We start from the raw sequence: 20,182 nt of genomic DNA, 5'->3' as shown, positions 1-20,182 counted from the left end.
CGCTCCTTGACGCTCATAATATTTTGCTAACCTACATCAGCAATTCCTACTATTTGACTAATGGGGGTTGCATACATGAAGGAATGCCATCGACGGATGAGGTGCTGTAAAACCGGGTTGCACCCGCGCCAAAGGCAGGCTATGAAAAACGTCATGAACACGTCTTTGACCATGGCTAACTGGTGGTGGGCTCGCTAACGCGGCCTTGACCAGTCATGTCCAGAGACGATTGACGCAAAGCCGCCCGGAAAACCTTCAGGCGGCTTTTTTGTATTCAAGGCGCCGCAAAACCCGGGCTTTGAAAAGGGAAGAGAGACATGGTGACGATCATTCGGGATGACGGCGGCGAGACCTACGAGACGCGCGGCGGCATTTCCGTGAGCCGCGAGCGGCGGCCGGTGGCCTATGCCGATGCCATCAGCACCTGCGTCGACAAGCTCGACGAGCGGCGTGGTGCGGTGTTTTCCTCCAATTACGAATATCCGGGCCGCTACACGCGCTGGGATACGGCGATCGTCGATCCGCCGCTTGGCATTTCGTCGTTCGGCCGCAATGTCTGGATCGAAGCCTTCAACGCGCGCGGCGAAGTGCTGCTCGGCTTCATCACGGAAAAGCTGAAGACCGTTGCCGACCTGACGCTCGGCGCCTCCAGCAAGGCGCGCCTCGACCTCACCGTGAACCTGCCCGACCGGGTGTTCACCGAGGAGGAGCGCTCGAAGATGCCGACCGTGTTCACGGTGCTGCGCGCCGTCACCGATCTCTTCCATTCCGAGGCGGATTCGGCGATCGGCCTGTTCGGCGCCTTCGGCTATGATCTGGCCTTCCAGTTCGACGCCATCAAGCTGTCGCTGGTGCGCCCCGATGACCAGCGCGACATGGTGCTTTACCTGCCCGACGAGATCGTCGTGGTCGACCACCATGCCGCCAAGGCCTGGATCGACCGCTACGATTTCGAAAAGGGCGGCGTCACCACATCAGGCAAATCGGGCGAGATCGCGCCCGATCCGTTCCGCCATACCGATGTCATTCCGCCGCGCGGCGACCATCGTCCGGGCGAATATGCCGAGCTGGTGACCAAGGCCAAGGAAAGCTTTCGCCGCGGCGACCTGTTTGAGGTGGTGCCGGGCCAGAAATTCATGGAGCGCTGCGACAGCAAACCCTCGCAGATTTCCAAGCGGCTGAAGGAGATCAATCCGTCTCCCTATTCCTTCTTCATCAATCTCGGCCATCAGGAATATCTGGTCGGCGCCTCGCCTGAGATGTTCGTGCGGGTGTCGGGCCGGCGCATCGAGACCTGCCCGATTTCCGGCACGATCAAGCGCGGCGAGGACCCGATCGCCGACAGCGAACAGATCCTCAAGCTCTTGAATTCCAAGAAGGACGAGAGCGAGCTGACGATGTGCTCGGACGTCGATCGCAATGACAAGAGCCGCGTCTGCGAGCCCGGCTCGGTCAAGGTGATCGGCCGCCGGCAGATCGAGATGTATTCGCGGCTGATCCATACGGTCGATCACATCGAGGGCCGGCTGCGCGACGACATGGACGCCTTCGACGGGTTCTTGAGCCACGCCTGGGCGGTGACCGTCACCGGCGCGCCAAAGCTCTGGGCGATGCGCTTCATCGAGGCCCACGAGAAGAGCCCGCGCGCCTGGTATGGCGGGGGGGTCGGCATGGTCGGCTTCAACGGCGACATGAATACCGGCCCGACGCCGCGCACGGGGCGCATCAAGGACGGCATTGCCGAAGTGCGGGGCGGCGCGACGCTTCTGAACGACAGCATTTCGGGCGAGGAAGAGGCCGGAACCGAACTGAAGGCATCCGCCATGATTGCAGCCATTCGTGACGCCAAGAGCGGCAATGACGCCAAATCGAAGCGCGGCGTGGCCAGCGTCGGCCAGGGCGTAAAAATCCTGCTGGTCGACCACGAGGACAGCTTTGTCCACACGCTGGCCAATTATTTCCGCCAGACCGGCGCCACGGTCTCGACCGTGCGCTCGCCGGTGGCCGATGCCGTGTTCGACGAGATGGATCCGGATCTGGTCGTGCTGTCGCCCGGTCCCGGATCTCCGAAGGACTTTGACTGCAAGGCGACCATCAAGAAGGCGCGGGCCCGGCAGTTGCCTATCTTCGGCGTCTGCCTCGGCCTGCAGGCGCTGGCCGAAGCCTATGGCGGGGAACTCCGGCAGCTGGCGGTGCCGATGCATGGCAAGCCGTCGCGCATCCGCGTGCTGGAGCCCGGCCTGGTGTTTTCGGGCCTTGCCAAGGAGGTAACCGTCGGGCGCTATCACTCGATCTTCGCCGACCCCTCGACCCTGCCGCGCGATTTCATCATCACCGCGGAAAGCGAGGACGGCACGATCATGGGCATCCAGCATGCCAAGGAACCGGTGGCAGCCGTGCAGTTCCACCCGGAATCGATCATGACGCTCGGCCAGGACGCCGGCATGCGGATGATCGAGAATGTGGTGGCGCATCTGGCGCGACGGGCCAAGGTGAAGGCGGCGTAGCGTCTCGTAACGCGACCTGGCCCCTCATCCGCCTGCCGGCACCTTCTCCCCGCAAGCAGGGAGAAGGAGGATCGCCGCAGCGTTTGCGTCCCCTTCGCCCCGCTTGCGGGGAGAAGGTGGCCCGGTAGGGCCGGATGAGGGGCTTTTGGCCCAAGTCTATACCGCATGCGGGCTGATCAGGCTCAGCTCGCTGCCAAGTTCGCGGCGCCGTTGCATCAGGTCGTAATCGGCCTGCAAGCCTAGAAAGAAGCCTTCGGACAGGCCGAAATAGCGGGCCAGCCGAAGATCGGTGTCGGCGGTGACGGCGCGTTTGGAAAGCACGATTTCGTTGATGCGGCGCGGCGACACATGCACGGCCCGCGCCAATGCATTCTGGCTGAGGCCCATGGGTTTCAGAAAATCCTCCAGCAGAATGTCGCCGGGATGAGGGTTGGGCAATAGATCAGCCATGGTCGTCGACGATTCCGACATCACTTGCTCCTCCTCGATGCCATTTGAAACAGATGCGCCATTGGTCGATCTATAACGCAATGCGTTACGAGATGTCTGTTAAAACTGTGCTGCACGGGTTGACCCTCGGTTAATCTCTGTGCTTTAGCCTGCCTTGATATGAAACCGCCTGCGCCCCGAAGCGTGGGCGGTTTTGCGTTTGAAGACCGGTTGAAATGCAATTCAGTCGCATCAGCAAAGGATCCGACACATGACACAAGAGGGCAATAGCAGGGTCCAGCGCCTGGCGTTCTGGGGCATTCCGCTGTCGTTCGGCGTGATGGGGCTGAAGCTGGTGGCCTGGTGGGTGACCGGCTCGGTGGCGCTTTTGTCGGACGGGCTGGAATCGACGGTCAACGTGGTGGCGGCCTTCATTGCCTATTTCGTCATCCGCTATGCGCAGAAGCCGGCCGATCTCGACCATCCCTTTGGGCATCACAAGGCGGAATATCTGTCGGCGGTTCTCGAAGGCGTGCTGATCGTCGTGGCGGCGCTGCTGATCATGCAGGAGGCGATCGGCCATCTCGCCGATCCGAAGATGCTGGAGGCGCCGGTGCTGGGTCTGGCGATCAACCTTGCCGCCGGGGTGATCAATGCCGTCTGGGCGTTGACCCTGATCAAGGCGGGCCGGGCGCATCGCTCGCCGGCGCTGCTGGCCGATGGCCAGCACATCATGTCGGATGTGGTGACTTCGGTCGGCGTGCTGTTCGGCCTCGTGCTGGCGCTGATCACCGGCTATGCCATTCTCGATCCTGTGATGGCGCTGCTGGTGGCGGTCAATATCATCTTCCAGGGTTGGAAGGTGATTTCCCATTCGGTCGACGGGCTGATGGACAAGGCGGTGGAATTCGAGGAAGAGGCGGCGATCAAGAAGGCGATCGCCACCCATGCGACGGGATCGCTGGGCGCCCATGATCTGCGCACCCGGCGGGCTGGGGCTGCGACCTTCGTTGCCTTCGACCTGGTCGTGCCGGCCGGCATGTCGGTGAGCAAAGCCCATGAGATCTGCGACCGGCTGGAAGTGGCGGTGCAGGATGTGCAGGCCGGCGCGCGGGTGACGATCCATGTGGAGCCGGAAAGCGAAAAGGCGCATGGCGTGCGCGTGAAAATTCAGGAGACAGGACTATGACCATGACCGACGTATCCGGGCTATCGCAGCTCGGCCAGGCGGTGGATGCCCCGACCAGCCCGGAGACCGCCGTGCTGGAGCGGGTGCCCAACAGCAATGCCGGCACCGACTACGTGGTGCGCTTCACCGCGCCGGAATTCACCTCGCTCTGCCCGATGACCGGCCAGCCGGATTTCGCCCATATCGTCATCGACTATATTCCCGGCGACTTCCTGGTCGAATCGAAGTCGCTGAAGCTGTTCCTGTTTTCGTTCCGCAACCACGGCGCCTTCCACGAGGATTGCTCGGTCTATATCGCCAAGCGCATCATCGACCTGCTCGCCCCGAAATGGCTGCGGATCGGCGCCTACTGGTATCCGCGCGGCGGCATTCCAATCGATGTGTTCTGGCAGACCGGCGCGGTGCCGGAAGGCGTCTGGCTGCCAGACCAGGGCGTGCCGACCTATCGCGGCCGCGGCTGATTTTTTGCGCCATCAGTCCGCCAGGTGGCGCGATTCCTGGGTCCTGCCGTCATAACCCCAGGCATCGCCCGGCACTTCGTGGATGACCACATAGGTGGCGGGCGACAGTTCGACCCCAAGCACCTGTCGCAGCAGGTCTGCGGCGGCGGCGATGAAGGCGGCCTTCTGCGCCTGGGTGTTGGTGCCGGCCCTGACCTTGGCGTCGATATGGGCGGCGACGGTCATCGGTTGGTCGCCCACCGTCCATTGGCCGGGATCGACCCGCTCGATGCGCACGGCGGTCAATTCCTTTCTCTTCTCCAAAATCTCCGCCATCAGACGCGTGACCTCCGACTGCAGATGGCGCAGTTGCGGCTGCGTGATATCGGGGGCAGCGACTTGGATATGCACGAAGGGCATGGGGGATTTCCTCTGTTTGTTGCCAGGAACGTTATCGCCCGGCATGATGGGTGTGACAATGGCACAAGGCTGTGGCGTCTGATCGCGCACGCCAGAACCAGCCCTTGCCGAGGTCGATGCCGTCCCAAACGGGCCGGCTCGACGAAGCGTGGTCGACTATCGTATGACAGGCTCACCGTGATAACGTCGCTTTGATGGCTTTGACACGCCAAATCCGACCTCCATCATCAGACGCGGAGTGTTCTTCGCCAAGGTTCCCATATGAAAACCAAAGGGATCCTCGACAAAACCGGTCCCCGCTTTTCCCGTCAACGTGACAGCGCTGTCTTCACCATAAAAGCTCAGGACTTCCTCCGCCGGATGGCCGACCAGCAGCGTGAGTTGATGCCTCACGCGCCGACGATTGTGACTGCCTTGGACGTAGACGTGCGGACCTGCATCGGCATCGACGTCGGACAGATAGAAGAAGAACTTCAGCATTCGCCAATCATCGAGATCGAAATGGAACCTGAACGAGGCCCGGCTTAGATCGGCTTCAGATGCCGTTTTCGTCGGAAAGCTCCACCAGGTGCGCGTGGTGATCATTCTCGCCTCACCGCCAAGATAATGTCTTGCAATATCAAGCAGGAGTGGGTCTTGCTGAACAGCCACTGCTGCCTCGCATTGCAGGACCCGTTCGAAATGATGACCGCTTAATATGGTACGCCCGAAGCGTCGTTCGGCCTGCGCGTGCTCTCCGGCGGTAAATTCCAATTCGCGGTCAAAATTGCCAAAGCAAGGCGTCTCCTGCGCGAAGCGGGCGATGTCCTCATGGATTGATGCCGGCAATGTCAGGCCGGTGAAAATCCCCTTCCTCTTCAGTTCGGAAGCGGCCTCATCCGCCTTGATCTGCCCAAACATCGATGATGATGCTGTTGCTGACGGCGGAACGGGCTTGGCGGTGAGCCAGTGTGCTCGACGGAAAGGGATCGTACGGGCCAACAGGAACATCGGCAGCCAGGCTGGATTTTCCCGCAGGTCGGTCAAGTAGGTGGGGACGCGCGCTGCCATGCGACGCAAAACCCCGCCGGTACGGGCGATTGTTTCGAGGTCTTTCGGCTTGGATCCAGGCGTATCAAACATATGATCTCCTTATACGAATAGCGCCTCTTACTCAGCGCTCTTCACTCCGCAGCCCGACCAGAGGGTATGCCGTTTTGGCCATTGTTGCAATGCGGCATCGGCATTTCGCTGTCTTTTTGAAATCGCAACTAATTGAACTAATTAATGAATTTCTGTTGTTGGCTCGACAAGTAGATGGTCTGCCGGGTGTAGGTAAGTGAAGTATTTCGGCGCCAGGCGGCAGAGCGTCAAAAAGGGTCTGCCGGTCTAGCCAAGTCTCGATAGCCCTGCTCGCACGGGGAGGCGGCGTGCTTTGTCACCGCCTGGATGAAACAGAAACGGCGGCCGAGGCCGCCGTTCGCAAATCGGGGATAATGGAGCTGATCAGCCGAGCATCAGGGCGGCGCCGCCGATGGCGGTTGCGGCACCCAGCAGGCGGTTGACCAGGGGACCCATGCGGTTGAGGCCGATGCCGAGGCCGATGCCGGCGGCATGCAGCAGGGCGGTTGCCACGAGGAAGCCGAGGCCGAACTGCAGGGCGCCGGCACCGCCGAGTTCGCCGCCATGGGCGTGGCCGTGGAACAGGGCGAAGGCGCCGACGATGGCCGCACAGGCTGCCACCGGCAGCTTGACCGCCATGGCGACCAGCAGGCCGAGGCCGATGACGGAGGCAAGGATGGCAGGCTCGACGAAGGGCAGGTCGATGCCGTTGACGGCCAGCAGGAAGCCTGCGGCCATGGTGCCGACAAAGGCGGCCGGAACGGCGATCAGGCCGCGTCCGCCGATCTGGGCGGCCCAGAGGCCGACGGCGACCATGGCCAGAATGTGATCGGCGCCGAACAGCGGATGGGAAATGCCTGCCATGAACGAGCCGTGCTCGGCCGGATCGAGATGGGCGAAGGCCGGGGCAGCAGCAGCGGCAAAAATGGCAGCGGAAAGCGAAAGGCGTTTAAACATTGATTGTCCCTCTATTTGGTCGACAGGGCGCCCGTGATTCAGTCGCGCCCGCCGTCATCCTTAGTCCATGGGACAACCTACGTTAAGCGCTTTGTCGCTGTCCATGGCCAAATGTTGCTCGCGGCATGATGCGGCCAAGTTTGCGTCCTGCCGGGTTTCCGCGCGTCACGGCTGTGGGCATTGCGACATGGGGCGGTCGTGATCTTGTAGGCGCTGGGCTTGATCGGTGCTCATTTGTCGAGGGGTAGCCCCTCATCCGCCTGCCGGCACCTTCTCCCCGTGAACGGGGAGAAGGGAGAGCGCCGCACCGCTTCCGTCCCTCTCCAACGTCGAGTGGGGCAGGTTCCCCTCTCCCCGCCTGCGGGGAGAGGTCGGACAACAAGTTGCTCCAGGGGTGAGGGGCAAAGCCGGCCATGGAGACCTTGGTCAACCGCACAGGGCCCTATTTCTGCGGATGGGCGTTGAGCACTTCGGCGCAGCGCGAGAAGCTGAGGCCCTCGCCGTCGGTGTCGTTGCTGGCGCGGATGGCGATGATCGACTGGCGCGGATCGGCGGTGATCTGCAACTCGCAGAACAGCTGCTCGTAGCGCGGCGGCGAGATCATCTGCGGCTGGGCCGGGGGATAATGGCCCGTGGTGATGACCTGGGTTTCCGTGACGCCCGGCCGGGTTTCGCGGGTCACCGTCTTGGTCTTGGTCTGGACGGGGGCCGGCGTCGCATAGGTGGGGGCGATATAACGGTCGGCGTCGCCGCCGCGCCAGGTGTAGATGACGTTGCCGCTCGCCATCGGGAATTGCGACAGAGGCGGGCCGTACTGGCTGAAGAACAGTTCCACCGGCTGGCCGATCCAGCGCGACTGGATGACGGTATTGGCTTCTTCGGTGGTGGTGCAGCCGGCAAGGCCGGCGGCGATCAGGACCAGGGCGGTCAAGCGCGATCTCATGGCAGATGGTTCCCCTCTCTAAATGCGATATGGCGCGGACGTTATGGGCAGGATGTTCGCCAGAGCAATGCGCTTGGGCGATCGGCCCAGAATTGGCCGGTGGCTGAGCTTTCCTGGCGGTTTTTGCTTGCGGCCGCCGCCGACCACCCCATATTGCCTTTTGATAAGACGGGCGCTGTTTGAGGACGGTGCCGCAAACGAGGAGAGGCGCGATGTTTGCCTTCGACAACAGCTATGCGCGGCTGCCGGCGCATTTTTTCGAGCCGACGATGCCGGCGGATGTGGCGGCACCGCGGCTGATCCGCTTCAACGCAGCGCTCGCCGCAGAGCTCGGCCTCACCCTGGACGCCGAGGACGAGGAGCGGCTGGCGGCGCTGTTTTCCGGCAATGCGCTTCCCGATGGAGCCGAGCCGCTGGCCATGGCCTATTCCGGTCACCAGTTCGGCCAGTTCAATCCGCAGCTCGGCGACGGGCGGGCGATCCTGATCGGCGAGGTGGTGGACAGGGAGGGTCGGCGTCGCGACATTCAGCTGAAGGGCGCCGGCCAGACGCCGTTTTCGCGGCGCGGCGACGGGCGGGCAGCGCTCGGGCCGGTGCTGCGCGAATATATCGTCTCGGAGGCGATGTTTAGGCTTGGCATTCCGACGACGCGGGCGCTGGCGGCGGTGTCCACCGGCGAGGCGGTGATGCGGGAAACGCCGCTGCCGGGGGCGGTGTTTACCCGGGTTGCCGCCAGCCATATCCGCATCGGCACCTTCCAGTTCTTTGCAGCGCGCGGCGATAATGACGGGGTGAAGGCGCTGGCCGATCATGTGATCGCCCGGCATTATCCGGAGCTTCAAGGGGTTTCCAATCCCTATCTGGCGCTGCTCAACGGCGTGGCGGCGCGCCAGGCGGCGCTGATTGCCCGCTGGATGTCGGTCGGCTTCATCCATGGGGTGATGAACACCGACAATATGACGGTGTCCGGCGAGACCATCGATTTCGGGCCTTGCGCCTTTCTCGACGAATACGACCCGAAAAAGGTGTTTTCCTCGATCGACCGGCGCGGCCGCTATGCCTATGGCAACCAGCCGGGCATCGGCCAGTGGAACCTGGCGCGGCTGGCCGAAACGCTGCTGCCGCTGCTCGACGGCAGCGAAGAGCAGGCGGTGACCGATGCCAATGCAGTGCTGGTCACCTTCGGGCGGATCTTCCAGGAGCAATGGCTGGCGGGTTTCCGCGCCAAGCTCGGGTTGCCGAGCGAACAGGACGGCGATCTCGAGCTGATCAACGACCTCCTGGCGCAGATGGCCGAGAGCCAGGCGGACTTTACCGTGGCCTTCCGGGCGCTCGGCGGATTGGCCGGCGGGCGGGGCGAGGGGGAGTTTACGGCGCTGTTCACCGACCGTCCGCGGCTCGACGACTGGCTGGCGCGCTGGCGGGAGCGGGCAGGCGAAGGGCGCACACCGGCCGAGCGGCAGGCGGCCATGCAGGCGGTCAACCCGGCGGTGATCCCGCGCAACCACCGAATCGAAGAGGTGATCGAGGCCGGCCTGTCGGGCGATTTCGAGCCTTTCGACCGGATGATGGCGGCGCTCGACAAGCCTTACGAGGCGCTTCCCGAATTTGCCGCTTATCTTGTGCCGCCGAAACCGGAGGAACGGGTGAGCCTGACCTTCTGCGGGACGTAAGCGAGGCGGATCGGTGATCGACTGGTGACGGGAACAAAGAAGGCGGGATCGCGATTGTCCTGCCAACCATCACCAAAAGGACTTCACCATGACGATGACATTGCCCGACCTCGCGACCAAGATGAAAAAGATCGATTTCTGCATGATGCTGACCAAGGCGGACGCGGGGACGATCGCCAGCCGGCCGATGAGCAACAATGGCGATGTCGACTATGACGGCGACAGCTTCTTCTTCTCCTACCAGGACACCGACAAGGTGCGGCAGATCACCGCCGATCCGACCGTGTCGCTGACCTTCACCGCGCCGCCGAGCCTGCTTGGCAAGCCCGGCATCTTCGTCGCCGTCGAGGGCAAAGCCAGCCTGATTGCCGATCGCGCGGTGTTCGAAGCCCACTGGGTTTCCGACCTCGACCGCTGGTTCCCGCAGGGCATTGCAACGCCCGGCGTGGTGCTGATCAAGGTCCATGCCGAGACGGTTCAATACTGGGACGGCGAAGACAGTGGCCGTATCCGGCTCTAGGACTGTCGGCGCGGGCCGCTGTCGTGGCCCGTTTCGCTCCAGCCGACGGATTGCCGTTTTGCCGCTTGCGACACGGGGGGTCGTGCTGTTCCTGAAGAATGTCGCAGACAGGCTTCTGTTCTCGTTCTTCTCACCCTAATATCCCGCCTGATTTCAACGCGCTTGCAGGCAGGGTGTTTCAGGCTATGGCAGAGTTTCCGTCCAAGGCAAAGGTCGTCATCATCGGGCTTGGGGGCATTGTCGGCGCCTCCATCGCCCATCACCTCATCGAGCGCGGCTGGGACGAGATTGTCGGCATCGACAAATCGGGCATTCCGACCGATATCGGCTCGACGGCGCATGCCTCCGACTTCTGTTACACCACGTCCCACGACTTCCTGTCGGTGTGGACCACGCAATATTCGATCGATTTCTACGAGAAGATGGGCCACTACGCCCGCATCGGCGGGCTGGAAGTGGCGCGTGCCGGTGACGACGCCTGGATGGAAGAGATCAAGCGCAAGCTGTCCTCGGCCAAAGCCTTTGGCACCCGCGCCCATTATGTCGGCCCTGCCGAGATCAAGGAAAAGTTTCCGCTGATCGAGGAGGACATGGTGATGGGCGGGCTGTTCGATCCGGACGCCGGTCTCGTCATTCCGCGCAGCCAGACGGTGGCCGGCAAGCTGGTCGACCAGGCGGAAAAGACCGGCAAGCTTTTGGCCTTCGCCAATACGCCGGCCCAGTCGCTGATCGTCGAGGGCGGCCGCATCAAGGGCGTCGTCACCCATCGCGGCACCATCATGGCCGATCACGTCATCGTCTGCGCCGGCATCTGGGGCCGGCTGATTGCCGAAATGGTCGGCGAGGACCTTCCGGTCATGCCGATCGACCATCCGCTCACCTTCTTCGGCCCCTATAACGAGTTCGAAGGCACGGGCAAGGAAATCGGCTGGCCGCTTTTGCGCGACCAGGGCAATTCGGCCTATATGCGCGACACCGGCGACCCGAAGACGGCCGAAGGCGGCCAGATCGAATGGGGCTATTACGAGACCACCCACCCCCGTCTCTGCCATCCGCGCGAGCTGCTCGAAAAGCACGAGGCGCGCCTGTCGCCGTCGCAGCGCGATCTCGACATGGAGCAGATCCTCGAGCCGCTGGAACGGGCCATGGAACTGACGCCGATCCTCGGCGAACTCGGCTATAACGAGGGCCACTCGTTCAACGGCCTGCTGCAGGTGACCTCCGATGGCGGCCCCTCCTGCGGCGAGAGCCAGAAGGTGCGGGGGCTTTGGTATTGCGTCGCTATCTGGGTCAAGGATGGCCCTGGCTATGGCAAGCTGATCGCCGACTGGCTGACCGACGGCCGCACCGAAATCGACCATAACCGCATCGACTATTCGCGCTTCTATCCGCACCAGCTGGAAGAGAAGTTCATCGAAGGCCGCAGCTTCGAGGCCGCGCAAAAGGTCTATTTCCCGGCCGTGCATCCGCGCGAACCCTATGGCAATGGCCGCAACGTGCGCCATTCGCCGTTTTATGCGCGCGAGCAGGAGCTCGGCGCCTATTTCATGGAGCTGGGCGGCTGGGAACGGGCGCATGGTTATGCCGCCAACGAGCATCTGCTGGAAAAATACGGCGATCGTATTCCGGTGCGCGCCAACGAATGGGACGCCAGGCATTTCTGGCGCGTCTCGAATGCCGAGCATCTGGCGATGAGCGAGGATTGCGGCATCGTCAATCTCAGCCACTTTGCCATGTACGACATCGAGGGCCCGGACCATGTCGCGCTGCTCGAATGGCTGTGCGCCGCCAAGATCGGCGGCGACGGCAATGTCGGCAAGGGCATCTACACCCACTTCCTCGACGAGGAGGGCATGGTGCGCGCCGACTTTACCGTCATCCGGCTTGCCGACCGCTGCCGGCTGATCGACGGGGCCGATGCCGGTCCGCGCGACTTCCACTATATGAAGCGCGTCGCCCAGGATAAGGGCTTTGACGTCACCATCTCAGATGTCACGGAGAAATATGTGACGATCGGCATCTGGGGGCCGAATGCCCGCGCGACGCTGAAAAAGGTGGTGTCCGATCCGTCCGGTCTCGACCCGGAAAACTTTGCCTTTGCGGCGATCAAGCCGATCGAGATCGCTGGCCAGAAGGTCACCGCCTTCCGCATTTCCTATGTCGGCGAACAGGGCTGGGAACTGCACATGACATACGACGACGCGCTGGCCGTCTGGGACGCGCTCAGGGCGACCGGCGTCATGGCATTCGGCGTCGAGACCTATGCCAATTCGCGCCGCATGGAAAAGAGCCTGCGCCTGCAGAATGCCGATCTGCTGACCCAGTACAACCTCATCGAAGCCGACCTCGCCCGCCCGAAGGTCAAGGAGGCCGATTTCTGCGGCAAGGCAAAACATCTCGAATACAAGGCGCGCGAGCACCAGCCGGCCATGCTCTGCACGCTCGTGATGACCGAGAACACCGACGCCAAGGGGGTGGCCCGCTACCCGGTCGGCGCGCTGCCGGTGATCGACCCGGCGACCGGCGAAACGCTCATCGACAGCCTCGGCCGCCGCTCCTACACCACCTCGATCGCCTACGGGCCAACGGTGGGCAAGAACATCGCGCTGGCGTATTTGCCGTGGGAGTATTGCCAGGTTGGCCGGACGTTGAATGTCGAGTATTTTGCGGAGAGTTATCCGGTGGAGGTGGTCGCGGTGGGGTATAGGCCGCTGTACGACCCGGAAAATTTGAAGCCGCGGAGTTAGGATTCGGGGGGTATCGGCGAGGGTTATGGACCCGCTGGCTGAGAGGCTGGCGGGAAAAAACAGCTTTTAGTCGGCCGGTACCTTGGAGAATTCCGAGAGATCGTTGACTAGATCGGCCATTTCTTTTGGCACTTCGTCAGCATGCATTGCCTCAATGATCGCGTTTGCCGTCACGCTAACTCCGAATTCGTCTGAGATATATTTATTAATGGCGCTTAGCGCATCTTTCGCGGGAACAAGGCCCGATCTCAAATTTTCGTCTTTCCAAAGTTGCTCAAATTCTTTGAGTAATTCTTCATTTATGGTGGCAGAATGTCTCCCAGATGGGTTTTCTTTTTCAAATCTACTTCTAAAATCTAGGTATTGTGCTGATACATAATTTTTATGCTCTTCGCAAAATTCAGCCAGTCTCGCGCTTACATCGACATTTTCTACAAGTTCCTTTGCCTTGCCAGACCGCTTTTCTTGTTCAATCAAGCGCTGCTTAACAGCGCGATTTATGGCGCTAGAAATCAGTAGGTAGCTTTCAATTTCTTTGCGCTGATGAACCACAGCTAAATCGCAAAACTCCTCACATTTGTTTTTTATGCGCTGACATTCGCCGGTGCTTCTGTAGTCTCTATCTAGTATTGCTGCCGCTTTTATTTTCCCTCCTAACGTAGCTTCCATTCCCGCCTTGAGGTTTTTGATTCTCTCCGGATTAAATCCTTCGATTGGGACAACGGCGAAGTCCCGGCGGTTCCCGACCGAGTGTGCACCCAGTTTACGAGCAAAGCGTCCAAGAATTTGAAAGTCTTTGCCCTCCACAAACAGCACCCGGCGGGTCTTCGCCAGTTGAGTCAATACTGGGTTCAGACTTGAGCCTATTACAGAGAAAACGTGTGACAGTTCTGCCGGATCTCTTATCCGTTTGGCAGAATTTTTGCCTTTATTGACCAGCACAATATCATTGGGCTCCGCTTCCGTGATCATCTCTGTCGAATGCGTTGCAAGCAGTACGTCTGGTCCCAGATTTCTCAAAATATCGAGTAGTTGCCTTTGCAGTTCAGCATGGAGGTAAATATCTGGCTCATCTATCAAGAATAGGGAAACATTCTGGGACTGAATGATGTGTGTCAGCATTTGGCACCAGACTTGAAAACCAAATCCCGCCCAGAACAGTTCTCGCGGGCGTCGTTCCTCAGGACAATACATATGCAATCGCGGTCTTTGGTGGGTCCGATCTATCTCGGGTGGTTGTATGTCCATCCCTGGCCATGTTTGTTGCAGAAGATTGCGAAAATTGGCGAACTTTTCCGGGTAGTGATGCCAAATGTTCCGAAAATTTCTTGCCGCGGTATAGCTAAACAATGCCAACCGGGCGGCTTCCTTCTCGTAGAGTTGTTCGTGGTGGTCTACGGGACCAAGTATCGGTACGAACCCGATAGGACAGTTAAAGTGTTTTTCGAAGGTGGAGGGGCTAGCGAAAGTTTTCCCCTGTGCATCTGGAATAAGGTAGCACACACCCTGTTCTGGAAAATACAAAGTGAGCGTGTTTTTATTGGCCAGCGAAAATACTACTGACGCTGGTTCATCATCATTATAATTATAGAATATGTTTTCTTCAGCGACAGAGATAGATGACAAGTCAATCTCATAGCCGAGGACCCTTCCACCCGGCACTTTCACAAGAGTGGCTTTGCGAGCACTTGCTTTGCGCATAGCGGCCGCCAATATGCGGAAGGCGGCGAGAATTGTCGATTTTCCCGCGTTGTTTGGGCCAACTAGGATATTGAAATGTCGGAGTTGAAGCGTGAAGCGCTTGAAAGCCTTAAAGCGCGTAAATTCGACTTGAGTAAACTGATGCATCGTTTTTTCGATTCGAATGGCACATTTAGTTAAACCTTAAATTGAGTCGTGAAGGCGGGCAATCGGTCTAGCTAGCTCTGCGAGCGCTCTGTCCTATGAACGGTCGTAAGGGCGATGCTGGCGAAATCCGCCGGGCGCTCAACACGGTCGCCCGTTCGCTAGGCATGACCGCCGTTGCCGAAGAGGCGGGGCTCGGGCGCGAGAGCCTGTACAAGGCGCTCGGTGAAAACGGCAATCCGGAATTCTTGACCATCCTCAAGCTGATGAAGGCCATGGGCCTCAAGCTGTCGGCGCTGCCGATCGACAAGGAATAGAGGACGGCGTGCCCCTCATCCCCCTGCCGCTCCTTCTCGCCGCGGGTGGGGAGAAGGAGCGGTTCGCGCCGCTCCGGCACCGGGGCCGTCTTTTGCAAGCGGCCGGTTCGTTCTCGAAGGGGGATGGCGTGGCGCGGCCCCTCATCCCCCCTCGGGATGCGGACAACGCCCCTCACTGCAGTGTGTACTGCGTCTGGCGTGCCGCTTTCGGCTTCAGAACGCCGCCGAAGCAGTTGCCCGACTGATCGATCACCAGATAGGCCTGGTCCATGCCGCCGAAGCCGCCCATGGTCACGGCGTAGCCGGCGGGAAGCGCGTGGGGCGTGGTGCGCGAACCGTCATAGTGCAGCCAGATGACGCTGAGTGGCCCGCTGGTCTTGTTGATGAAGCTGACGGCATGGCTGCCGCTTCCCCTCTTGGACGCAACCGTGCCGGCGGCCGGGCACGCCAGTTTGGCGGTCACCGTTTCGTTGAGGACATCGGCGACGGTGTCTGTGGCGACCGGCGGCGTCGTGGTCCCGAGCGAGGCTGCCAGCGTGACCGTCGTCGCCCGCTGGTTGATGGCGGTGATGATGCCGCCGACGCACTGGCCGGATGCGGTCTTGGCGAGCAGGCGCACGGCTGGTCCAAACGCGCCGCCGGTGTTGAAGCTTTTCTGGTCGGCGAGGCTCATCAGGGTGAACTGGCTGCCATTGGGCATGATCCGAACGATGTCGATCGGCGCGCCCGTCTTGTTTTCCACCGCGACATTGGCGGCCTGGCCGGCCGGGACCGGTTCCGTGATCGCGCCGACGGTCGGGCAGGCGGCAAGCTGGGTCAGGGACGCGGTCGAAAGTCCGGGTGTTGCGAGCGTGGCATCACCGAACAAAGCGTAGGTGAGGTCGTTGCCGGGGTCTTTTTCGAGAGCGCCGCCGAGGCAGCGGCCGTCGGGATCGACGACCAGATATTTCTCTCCGACTGTTGGCGTGCCGCCGGAGTTCATTGCCTCGCCCGGACCGACCACGCCGATCAGGGAATAGCTGCCGGTGTCTCCCGCCTGATAGACTGTGAGCCGCGCATAGCTGCTGTTCTTGAATGTGACATTCGGATAATTGCCGGCCGGCGCGGCCATCGAGGTCGATTTCACCGAGCCCGGCGCCGGACAGGCGGCCGCGGTGTGCACCTCGACGTTCTTGTCTGGCAAAGCAAAAGCTGGAGAAGGCGAGGTCGCGATCAGAATAGAAGGCAATAGAAAAAGGCGCGCTGCCCGCGCGCGTGCAGAATTCCCCATCGTTATCCCATCCCCCAAGATTGGATTCATACGGGACGACAACCTATACGAGTTTTAGGAATTGGCAATGGACACAGAACGGTGCGTGTACTTCGCTTCTTGACCGATGGGCTGCGGCGGTCGAGGCGCGGCACGGGGCGGTGCAGGGTCCGGTGGTTGCACAGGCCCTTTGGTGGCACAGGTCCGTTGGTGGAACAGGCCTGATGACGGCCGCGAGGCGGCAATGCCTGCCGCATCAAGGCGGGGCGGTATGGGAGGGATACGGGCAGCTTCACACCGACCAGCAGAAAAGCGGGCCGTCACAACTGTTCTGGCTTGAACAATTGGGGGGAAGTGAACCATGGTGGACGGAGGATAGCGCGGAGGAGGCGGTCATGGGCGGGCAGGCAAAGGCGGAAGGGCTCGATCGGCAGGCGGTGTCGCCGGAGGCGGTGATCGCGAGCGTGCTTTCGCGCCAGAAGGCGGCGTATCTGACCGACATCAATCCGGATCTGGCGCTCCGGCGCGATCGGCTGGACCTGCTGGAGCGCTTGATCCTGGCCTGGCAGGAGCGGCTTGCGGCGGCTATTTCGGAGGATTTCGGCAATCGTTCGGCGGTGGTCACCACGCTTGCCGACATCGTGCCGACGCGGGCGGCGATCCGTCATGCGCGGCGGCATCTGAAAGGCTGGATGCGGCCGCGGCGGGTGGGTCTCGCCTGGACCGGGCAGCCCGGATCGGCGCTGATCCTGCGCCAGCCGCTCGGCGTCGTCGGCATCATCGCGCCGTGGAACTATCCGCTCAACCTGATGCTGTCGCCGCTGGTGGGGGCGCTTGCCGCCGGCAACCGGGCGATGCTGAAGCCGTCGGAGCTGACGCCGGCCTTTTCCGAGGCTCTTGATGCGGCGGTCCGGGAATTCTTCACTGAGGACGAAGTTGCTGTCGTGACCGGCGGGCCCGACGTGGCTGCGGCCTTCAGCGCGGCGCCATTCGATCATCTCGTATTTACCGGCTCGACGGCGGTGGGCCGGCGGGTGGCGGCGGCCGCCGCCCAAAACCTGACGCCGGTGACGCTTGAACTCGGCGGCAAGTCGCCGGCCATCATCGATGCCTCCGCCGATCTCAACCGCGCCGTGCCGCGGCTGATCTGGGGCAAGCTGCTCAATTCCGGCCAGACCTGCGTGGCGCCAGACTATGTGCTGGTGCCGCGCGACCGGGTGGAGGCCTTCGTGGCGGCGGCAAAGGCGGCGGCGCAACAACAATATCCAAGCCTTGCCGGCAATGGCGATTATACCTCGATCATCAGCAGCCGTCATTTCGAGCGGCTCCGCGGTCTGATCGATGAGGCCCGGGCCGAAGGCGCTGCGGTGATCGAACTGCTGCCCGGCACGGATGCCGGCCGCCGCATCCTGGCGCCGGTTCTGGTCACCGGGGCCAAGGAGGGGACGGCGCTGATGCGCGAGGAGATCTTTGGGCCGATCCTGCCGGTCATCCCCTATGACACGCTCGACGAGGCGCTGGCCTATGTCAACAGCCGCGACCGGCCGCTGGCGCTCTACTGGTTCGGCACCGACAAGGCTGCCGAGCGCCGGGTGCTGAACGGCACGATCTCCGGCGGCGTGACGATCAACGACACGATCTTGCATCTGGCGCAGGATAGCCTGCCGTTTGGCGGCGTCGGCGCCTCGGGTTCCGGCCAGTATCACGGCGAGGCCGGATTCGTGGCGCTGAGCAAGGAAAAGCCGGTGCTGCGCCAGCCGCGGCTGTCGGCGGTGGCGCTGCTTTACCCGCCCTATGGGCGGGTGGCCTCGATGCTGCTCAAGGTGCTGGCGCGTTTCGGGTGAAGGCCGGCGTCGGCGCTATGCCTCAGCCAGCCTTGGCAAGCTTTACGGCCTCCGGGTCATAGGCACGGCCAAAACGGTTTTCGAGGAAGGCGGGCAGGGTGATCTGTTCCTGGCGGACGAAGCCTTTTTGCGGAAGGGTGCCGTTGGCGAGCAGGTCGAGGGTGGCGCAGATGCCGGCAGCGGTGGTGATCTGGATGGCGCTCATCTTCTTAGCAGCGATCACGCCGGCATAGACCTTGTTGGCATAGGTGTCCTGCAGGTAACGGCCGTCCTTCCAGCCGCAGACGGTGACGAAGATCACCACGACATCCTGCATGGTGGCGGGCAGGGCGTTTTCGAACAGGTCCTTCAAGACATCGCGGCGGTTCTTCAGGTTGAAGTCATTGAGCAGCGCCTTGACGATCGCCTGGTGGCCCGGATAGCGAATGGTGCGATAGTTCATGGTCCGCACCTTGCCTTCCAAGGTCTTGGCCAGCGTGCCGAGGCCGCCCGAGGTGTTGAAGGCCTCGTAGGTGACGCCGTCCAGCGAAAACTCCTCGCGCTCTTCCATGGCCGGCACGGTGATCAACTTGCCCTCGACGATCGCCTCGCAGGGCTCGATATATTCGTTGATCAGCCCGTCGGTCGACCAGGTCAGGTTGTAGTTCAGCGCATTGGAGGGATATTGCGGCAGGGCGCCGACCCGCATGCGCACGCTGTCGAGCGTGTCGAAGCGGCTGGCCAGATCATGGGCGACGATGGAGATGAAACCCGGCGCCAGGCCGCATTGCGGAATGAAGGCGGACGCCGCGCCCGCGGCCAGCGCTTCCACCTTGCGGGTGGTGGCGACGTCTTCGGTCAGGTCGAGATAATGAGTGCCGACCTTGGCGGCGGCCTCGGCGATCGTGCCGGTCAGGTGGAAGGGGGCGGCCGACAGCACGGCGAATTTTTGGGCCAGCAGGGCTTCGAGGGCGGCGCGGTCTGATATGTCGACGGTGACGCCGGAGATCGACGGATGCCGGTCGAGGGCGGCGATCTGGGTCTCGCTGCGATCGGCCACCGTCACCCGGTAGTCGCCGCTGTCGGCCAGCATCAGTGCAATCGCCCCGCCGATCTTGCCGGCGCCCATCACCACGATATCCTTCATTCCCGTTCCCTTTTTCACATTTTGTCAGATCAGCATTGTGGAAAGGGCGGATGTCGATTGCTAGTGACGAACTGTGCAGAAAGGTTTATCTTGATTGGCATATCGACGATGGGATTGATCATAATGTCGCTTTCCGAGAAGGACCTCGCGCTTCTGGCGCTGCTCGGCGAAAACGCCCGGGCGCCGGTGGCGGTGCTGGCGCGCAAGCTTGGCCTGTCGCGCACCACGGTGCAGGCGCGCATCGAGCGGCTGGAGCGCGACGGGGTGATATCCGGCTACGGGCTGCGGCTGTCGGAGGCCTATCAGAGCGGACTGATCCGCGCCCATGTGCTGATCACCATCGCGCCGAAGACCTTGCCGTCGGTCAGCGCCGAACTGTCGGCGATCCGCGAGGTGACGACACTGCATTCGGTCAACGGTTCGTTCGACCTGATCGCCATCCTTGCCGCCCCGTCGATTGCCGACCTCGACCGGATCATCGACCATATCGGCGCGCTGTCGGGCGTCGAGCGCACCCTGTCGTCGATCATCCTGTCGACGCGGATTGCGCGGTAGGGGTGCGGGTTTCGCCGGTGCAAATTGGCTGTCGTTGGAGCCAGATCGCCCCCCTCTGCCCTGCCGGGCATCTCCCCCTCAAGGGGGGAGATCGACTCGTGGACGGCGCTCGCCCAGTCGGATGACATTGAGTGCGATGATAGGATTTTTCTGGATGGGCGAGCGGGTGCGTCTTGCCGATCTCCCCCCTTGAGGGGGAGATGCCCGGCAGGGCAGAGCATCTGTGTTTACTGTCAAGGTGGAGTTGGTGTCCAGAGGCGGTTTTGGGCGAGCAGGCAATTGGCCAAGACGATGAGCTTGCGCATGATGGCGACGAGGAT

Annotated in this window: 17 protein-coding genes; 9 read left to right on the top strand and 8 right to left on the bottom strand. The window is 61.8% G+C overall.

The features are described from left to right. Positions 1-317: 317 nt before the first annotated feature. The gene (locus HGO38_RS05955) at positions 318-2,507 is read left to right on the top strand and encodes an anthranilate synthase (protein ID WP_250955023.1); all 2,190 of its coding nucleotides are present in this window, start codon (positions 318-320) and stop codon (positions 2,505-2,507) included. A 156-nt stretch (positions 2,508-2,663) separates the two neighbouring features. On the opposite strand, the gene HGO38_RS05950 is transcribed toward HGO38_RS05955, so the two are convergent. Beyond that, positions 2,664-2,978 (bottom strand): HigA family addiction module antitoxin, encoded by a 315-nt coding sequence (locus HGO38_RS05950; RefSeq protein WP_250955022.1) that lies wholly within the window; start codon positions 2,976-2,978, stop codon positions 2,664-2,666. Positions 2,979-3,207: 229 nt separating this feature from the next. Here HGO38_RS05950 and HGO38_RS05945 point away from each other — a divergent pair, with 229 nt between their 5' ends. Beyond that, entirely contained in the window at positions 3,208-4,125 is a 918-nt protein-coding gene (locus HGO38_RS05945; RefSeq protein WP_250955021.1) for a cation diffusion facilitator family transporter, read from the top strand. Beyond that, complete coding sequence (queF, locus tag HGO38_RS05940; RefSeq protein ID WP_250955020.1) at positions 4,122-4,586, top strand: preQ(1) synthase; 465 nt, start codon at positions 4,122-4,124, stop codon at positions 4,584-4,586. The genes HGO38_RS05945 and queF overlap by 4 nt, the downstream gene beginning before the upstream one ends. 12 nt (positions 4,587-4,598) lie before the next feature. On the opposite strand, the gene HGO38_RS05935 is transcribed toward queF, so the two are convergent. From HGO38_RS05935 to HGO38_RS05920, 4 genes are all read right to left on the bottom strand, one after another. Beyond that, on the bottom strand, positions 4,599-4,985 hold the full coding sequence (locus HGO38_RS05935; protein ID WP_250955019.1) for a tautomerase family protein: 387 nt from the start codon (positions 4,983-4,985) through the stop codon (positions 4,599-4,601). Positions 4,986-5,141: 156 nt separating this feature from the next. Then, entirely contained in the window at positions 5,142-6,107 is a 966-nt protein-coding gene (locus HGO38_RS05930) for a phytanoyl-CoA dioxygenase family protein (protein ID WP_250955018.1), read from the bottom strand. Positions 6,108-6,470: 363 nt separating this feature from the next. Continuing rightward, positions 6,471-7,043 carry a HupE/UreJ family protein gene (locus HGO38_RS05925; RefSeq protein WP_250955017.1) on the bottom strand — a complete coding sequence of 191 codons (573 nt, stop codon included), beginning with the start codon at positions 7,041-7,043 and terminating at the stop codon, positions 6,471-6,473. A gap of 442 nt (positions 7,044-7,485) precedes the next feature. Further along, a complete protein-coding gene (locus HGO38_RS05920) occupies positions 7,486-7,986 on the bottom strand; it encodes a hypothetical protein (RefSeq protein WP_250955016.1) in 501 nt (166 codons plus the stop codon). 212 nt (positions 7,987-8,198) lie between these two features. Between HGO38_RS05920 and HGO38_RS05915 the strand changes: the two genes are divergently transcribed. The 3 genes from HGO38_RS05915 to HGO38_RS05905 all read left to right on the top strand — a co-directional run bounded on the left by HGO38_RS05915 (position 8,199) and on the right by HGO38_RS05905 (position 12,926). Beyond that, positions 8,199-9,659: a protein adenylyltransferase SelO gene (locus tag HGO38_RS05915; RefSeq protein WP_250955015.1), complete on the top strand. Its 1,461-nt coding sequence runs from the start codon at positions 8,199-8,201 to the stop codon at positions 9,657-9,659. 88 nt (positions 9,660-9,747) lie between these two features. Next, positions 9,748-10,179: a pyridoxamine 5'-phosphate oxidase family protein gene (locus HGO38_RS05910; protein WP_250955014.1), complete on the top strand. Its 432-nt coding sequence runs from the start codon at positions 9,748-9,750 to the stop codon at positions 10,177-10,179. A 185-nt stretch (positions 10,180-10,364) separates the two neighbouring features. Continuing rightward, the gene (locus HGO38_RS05905) at positions 10,365-12,926 is read left to right on the top strand and encodes a GcvT family protein (RefSeq protein WP_250955013.1); all 2,562 of its coding nucleotides are present in this window, start codon (positions 10,365-10,367) and stop codon (positions 12,924-12,926) included. 66 nt (positions 12,927-12,992) lie between these two features. On the opposite strand, the gene HGO38_RS05900 is transcribed toward HGO38_RS05905, so the two are convergent. Next, positions 12,993-14,774: an ATP-dependent nuclease gene (locus HGO38_RS05900; RefSeq protein WP_250955012.1), complete on the bottom strand. Its 1,782-nt coding sequence runs from the start codon at positions 14,772-14,774 to the stop codon at positions 12,993-12,995. A 95-nt stretch (positions 14,775-14,869) separates the two neighbouring features. Between HGO38_RS05900 and HGO38_RS05895 the strand changes: the two genes are divergently transcribed. Continuing rightward, positions 14,870-15,088 carry an addiction module antidote protein gene (locus HGO38_RS05895; protein ID WP_250955011.1) on the top strand — a complete coding sequence of 73 codons (219 nt, stop codon included), beginning with the start codon at positions 14,870-14,872 and terminating at the stop codon, positions 15,086-15,088. Between the two features lie 172 nt (positions 15,089-15,260). Here HGO38_RS05895 and HGO38_RS05890 read toward each other — a convergent pair whose 3' ends face one another. After that, entirely contained in the window at positions 15,261-16,250 is a 990-nt protein-coding gene (locus tag HGO38_RS05890; RefSeq protein WP_250955010.1) for a hypothetical protein, read from the bottom strand. Between the two features lie 482 nt (positions 16,251-16,732). Here HGO38_RS05890 and HGO38_RS05885 point away from each other — a divergent pair, with 482 nt between their 5' ends. Next, positions 16,733-18,181: a coniferyl aldehyde dehydrogenase gene (locus HGO38_RS05885; RefSeq protein ID WP_250955009.1), complete on the top strand. Its 1,449-nt coding sequence runs from the start codon at positions 16,733-16,735 to the stop codon at positions 18,179-18,181. A gap of 22 nt (positions 18,182-18,203) precedes the next feature. Here HGO38_RS05885 and HGO38_RS05880 read toward each other — a convergent pair whose 3' ends face one another. Continuing rightward, a complete protein-coding gene (locus HGO38_RS05880; RefSeq protein WP_250955008.1) occupies positions 18,204-19,307 on the bottom strand; it encodes a saccharopine dehydrogenase family protein in 1,104 nt (367 codons plus the stop codon). Between the two features lie 123 nt (positions 19,308-19,430). Between HGO38_RS05880 and HGO38_RS05875 the strand changes: the two genes are divergently transcribed. Further along, positions 19,431-19,862, top strand: coding sequence for an Lrp/AsnC family transcriptional regulator (locus HGO38_RS05875; protein WP_250955007.1), 432 nt, complete (start codon positions 19,431-19,433; stop codon positions 19,860-19,862). Positions 19,863-20,182 lie beyond the last annotated feature (320 nt).

It is taken from the genome of Rhizobium sp. CG5, assembly GCF_023701945.1.
Classification (GTDB): Bacteria; Pseudomonadota; Alphaproteobacteria; order Rhizobiales; family Rhizobiaceae; genus Allorhizobium.
The sequence above is the reverse complement of the archived record's forward strand: the minus strand, read 5'-3'. Positions and strand labels throughout refer to the sequence as shown.

Bases quoted from the DNA above. Each gene is read 5' to 3' on its own strand.
- HGO38_RS05955 (WP_250955023.1), top strand. From the start codon at position 318: ATGGTGACGATCATTCGGGATGACGGCGGCGAGACCTACGAGACGCGC.
- HGO38_RS05950 (WP_250955022.1), bottom strand. From the start codon at position 2,978: ATGTCGGAATCGTCGACGACCATGGCTGATCTATTGCCCAACCCTCAT.
- HGO38_RS05945 (WP_250955021.1), top strand. From the start codon at position 3,208: ATGACACAAGAGGGCAATAGCAGGGTCCAGCGCCTGGCGTTCTGGGGC.
- queF (WP_250955020.1), top strand. From the start codon at position 4,122: ATGACCATGACCGACGTATCCGGGCTATCGCAGCTCGGCCAGGCGGTG.
- HGO38_RS05935 (WP_250955019.1), bottom strand. From the start codon at position 4,985: ATGCCCTTCGTGCATATCCAAGTCGCTGCCCCCGATATCACGCAGCCG.
- HGO38_RS05930 (WP_250955018.1), bottom strand. From the start codon at position 6,107: ATGTTTGATACGCCTGGATCCAAGCCGAAAGACCTCGAAACAATCGCC.
- HGO38_RS05925 (WP_250955017.1), bottom strand. From the start codon at position 7,043: ATGTTTAAACGCCTTTCGCTTTCCGCTGCCATTTTTGCCGCTGCTGCT.
- HGO38_RS05920 (WP_250955016.1), bottom strand. From the start codon at position 7,986: ATGAGATCGCGCTTGACCGCCCTGGTCCTGATCGCCGCCGGCCTTGCC.
- HGO38_RS05915 (WP_250955015.1), top strand. From the start codon at position 8,199: ATGTTTGCCTTCGACAACAGCTATGCGCGGCTGCCGGCGCATTTTTTC.
- HGO38_RS05910 (WP_250955014.1), top strand. From the start codon at position 9,748: ATGACGATGACATTGCCCGACCTCGCGACCAAGATGAAAAAGATCGAT.
- HGO38_RS05905 (WP_250955013.1), top strand. From the start codon at position 10,365: ATGGCAGAGTTTCCGTCCAAGGCAAAGGTCGTCATCATCGGGCTTGGG.
- HGO38_RS05900 (WP_250955012.1), bottom strand. From the start codon at position 14,774: ATGCATCAGTTTACTCAAGTCGAATTTACGCGCTTTAAGGCTTTCAAG.
- HGO38_RS05895 (WP_250955011.1), top strand. From the start codon at position 14,870: ATGAACGGTCGTAAGGGCGATGCTGGCGAAATCCGCCGGGCGCTCAAC.
- HGO38_RS05885 (WP_250955009.1), top strand. From the start codon at position 16,733: ATGGGCGGGCAGGCAAAGGCGGAAGGGCTCGATCGGCAGGCGGTGTCG.
- HGO38_RS05880 (WP_250955008.1), bottom strand. From the start codon at position 19,307: ATGAAGGATATCGTGGTGATGGGCGCCGGCAAGATCGGCGGGGCGATT.
- HGO38_RS05875 (WP_250955007.1), top strand. From the start codon at position 19,431: ATGTCGCTTTCCGAGAAGGACCTCGCGCTTCTGGCGCTGCTCGGCGAA.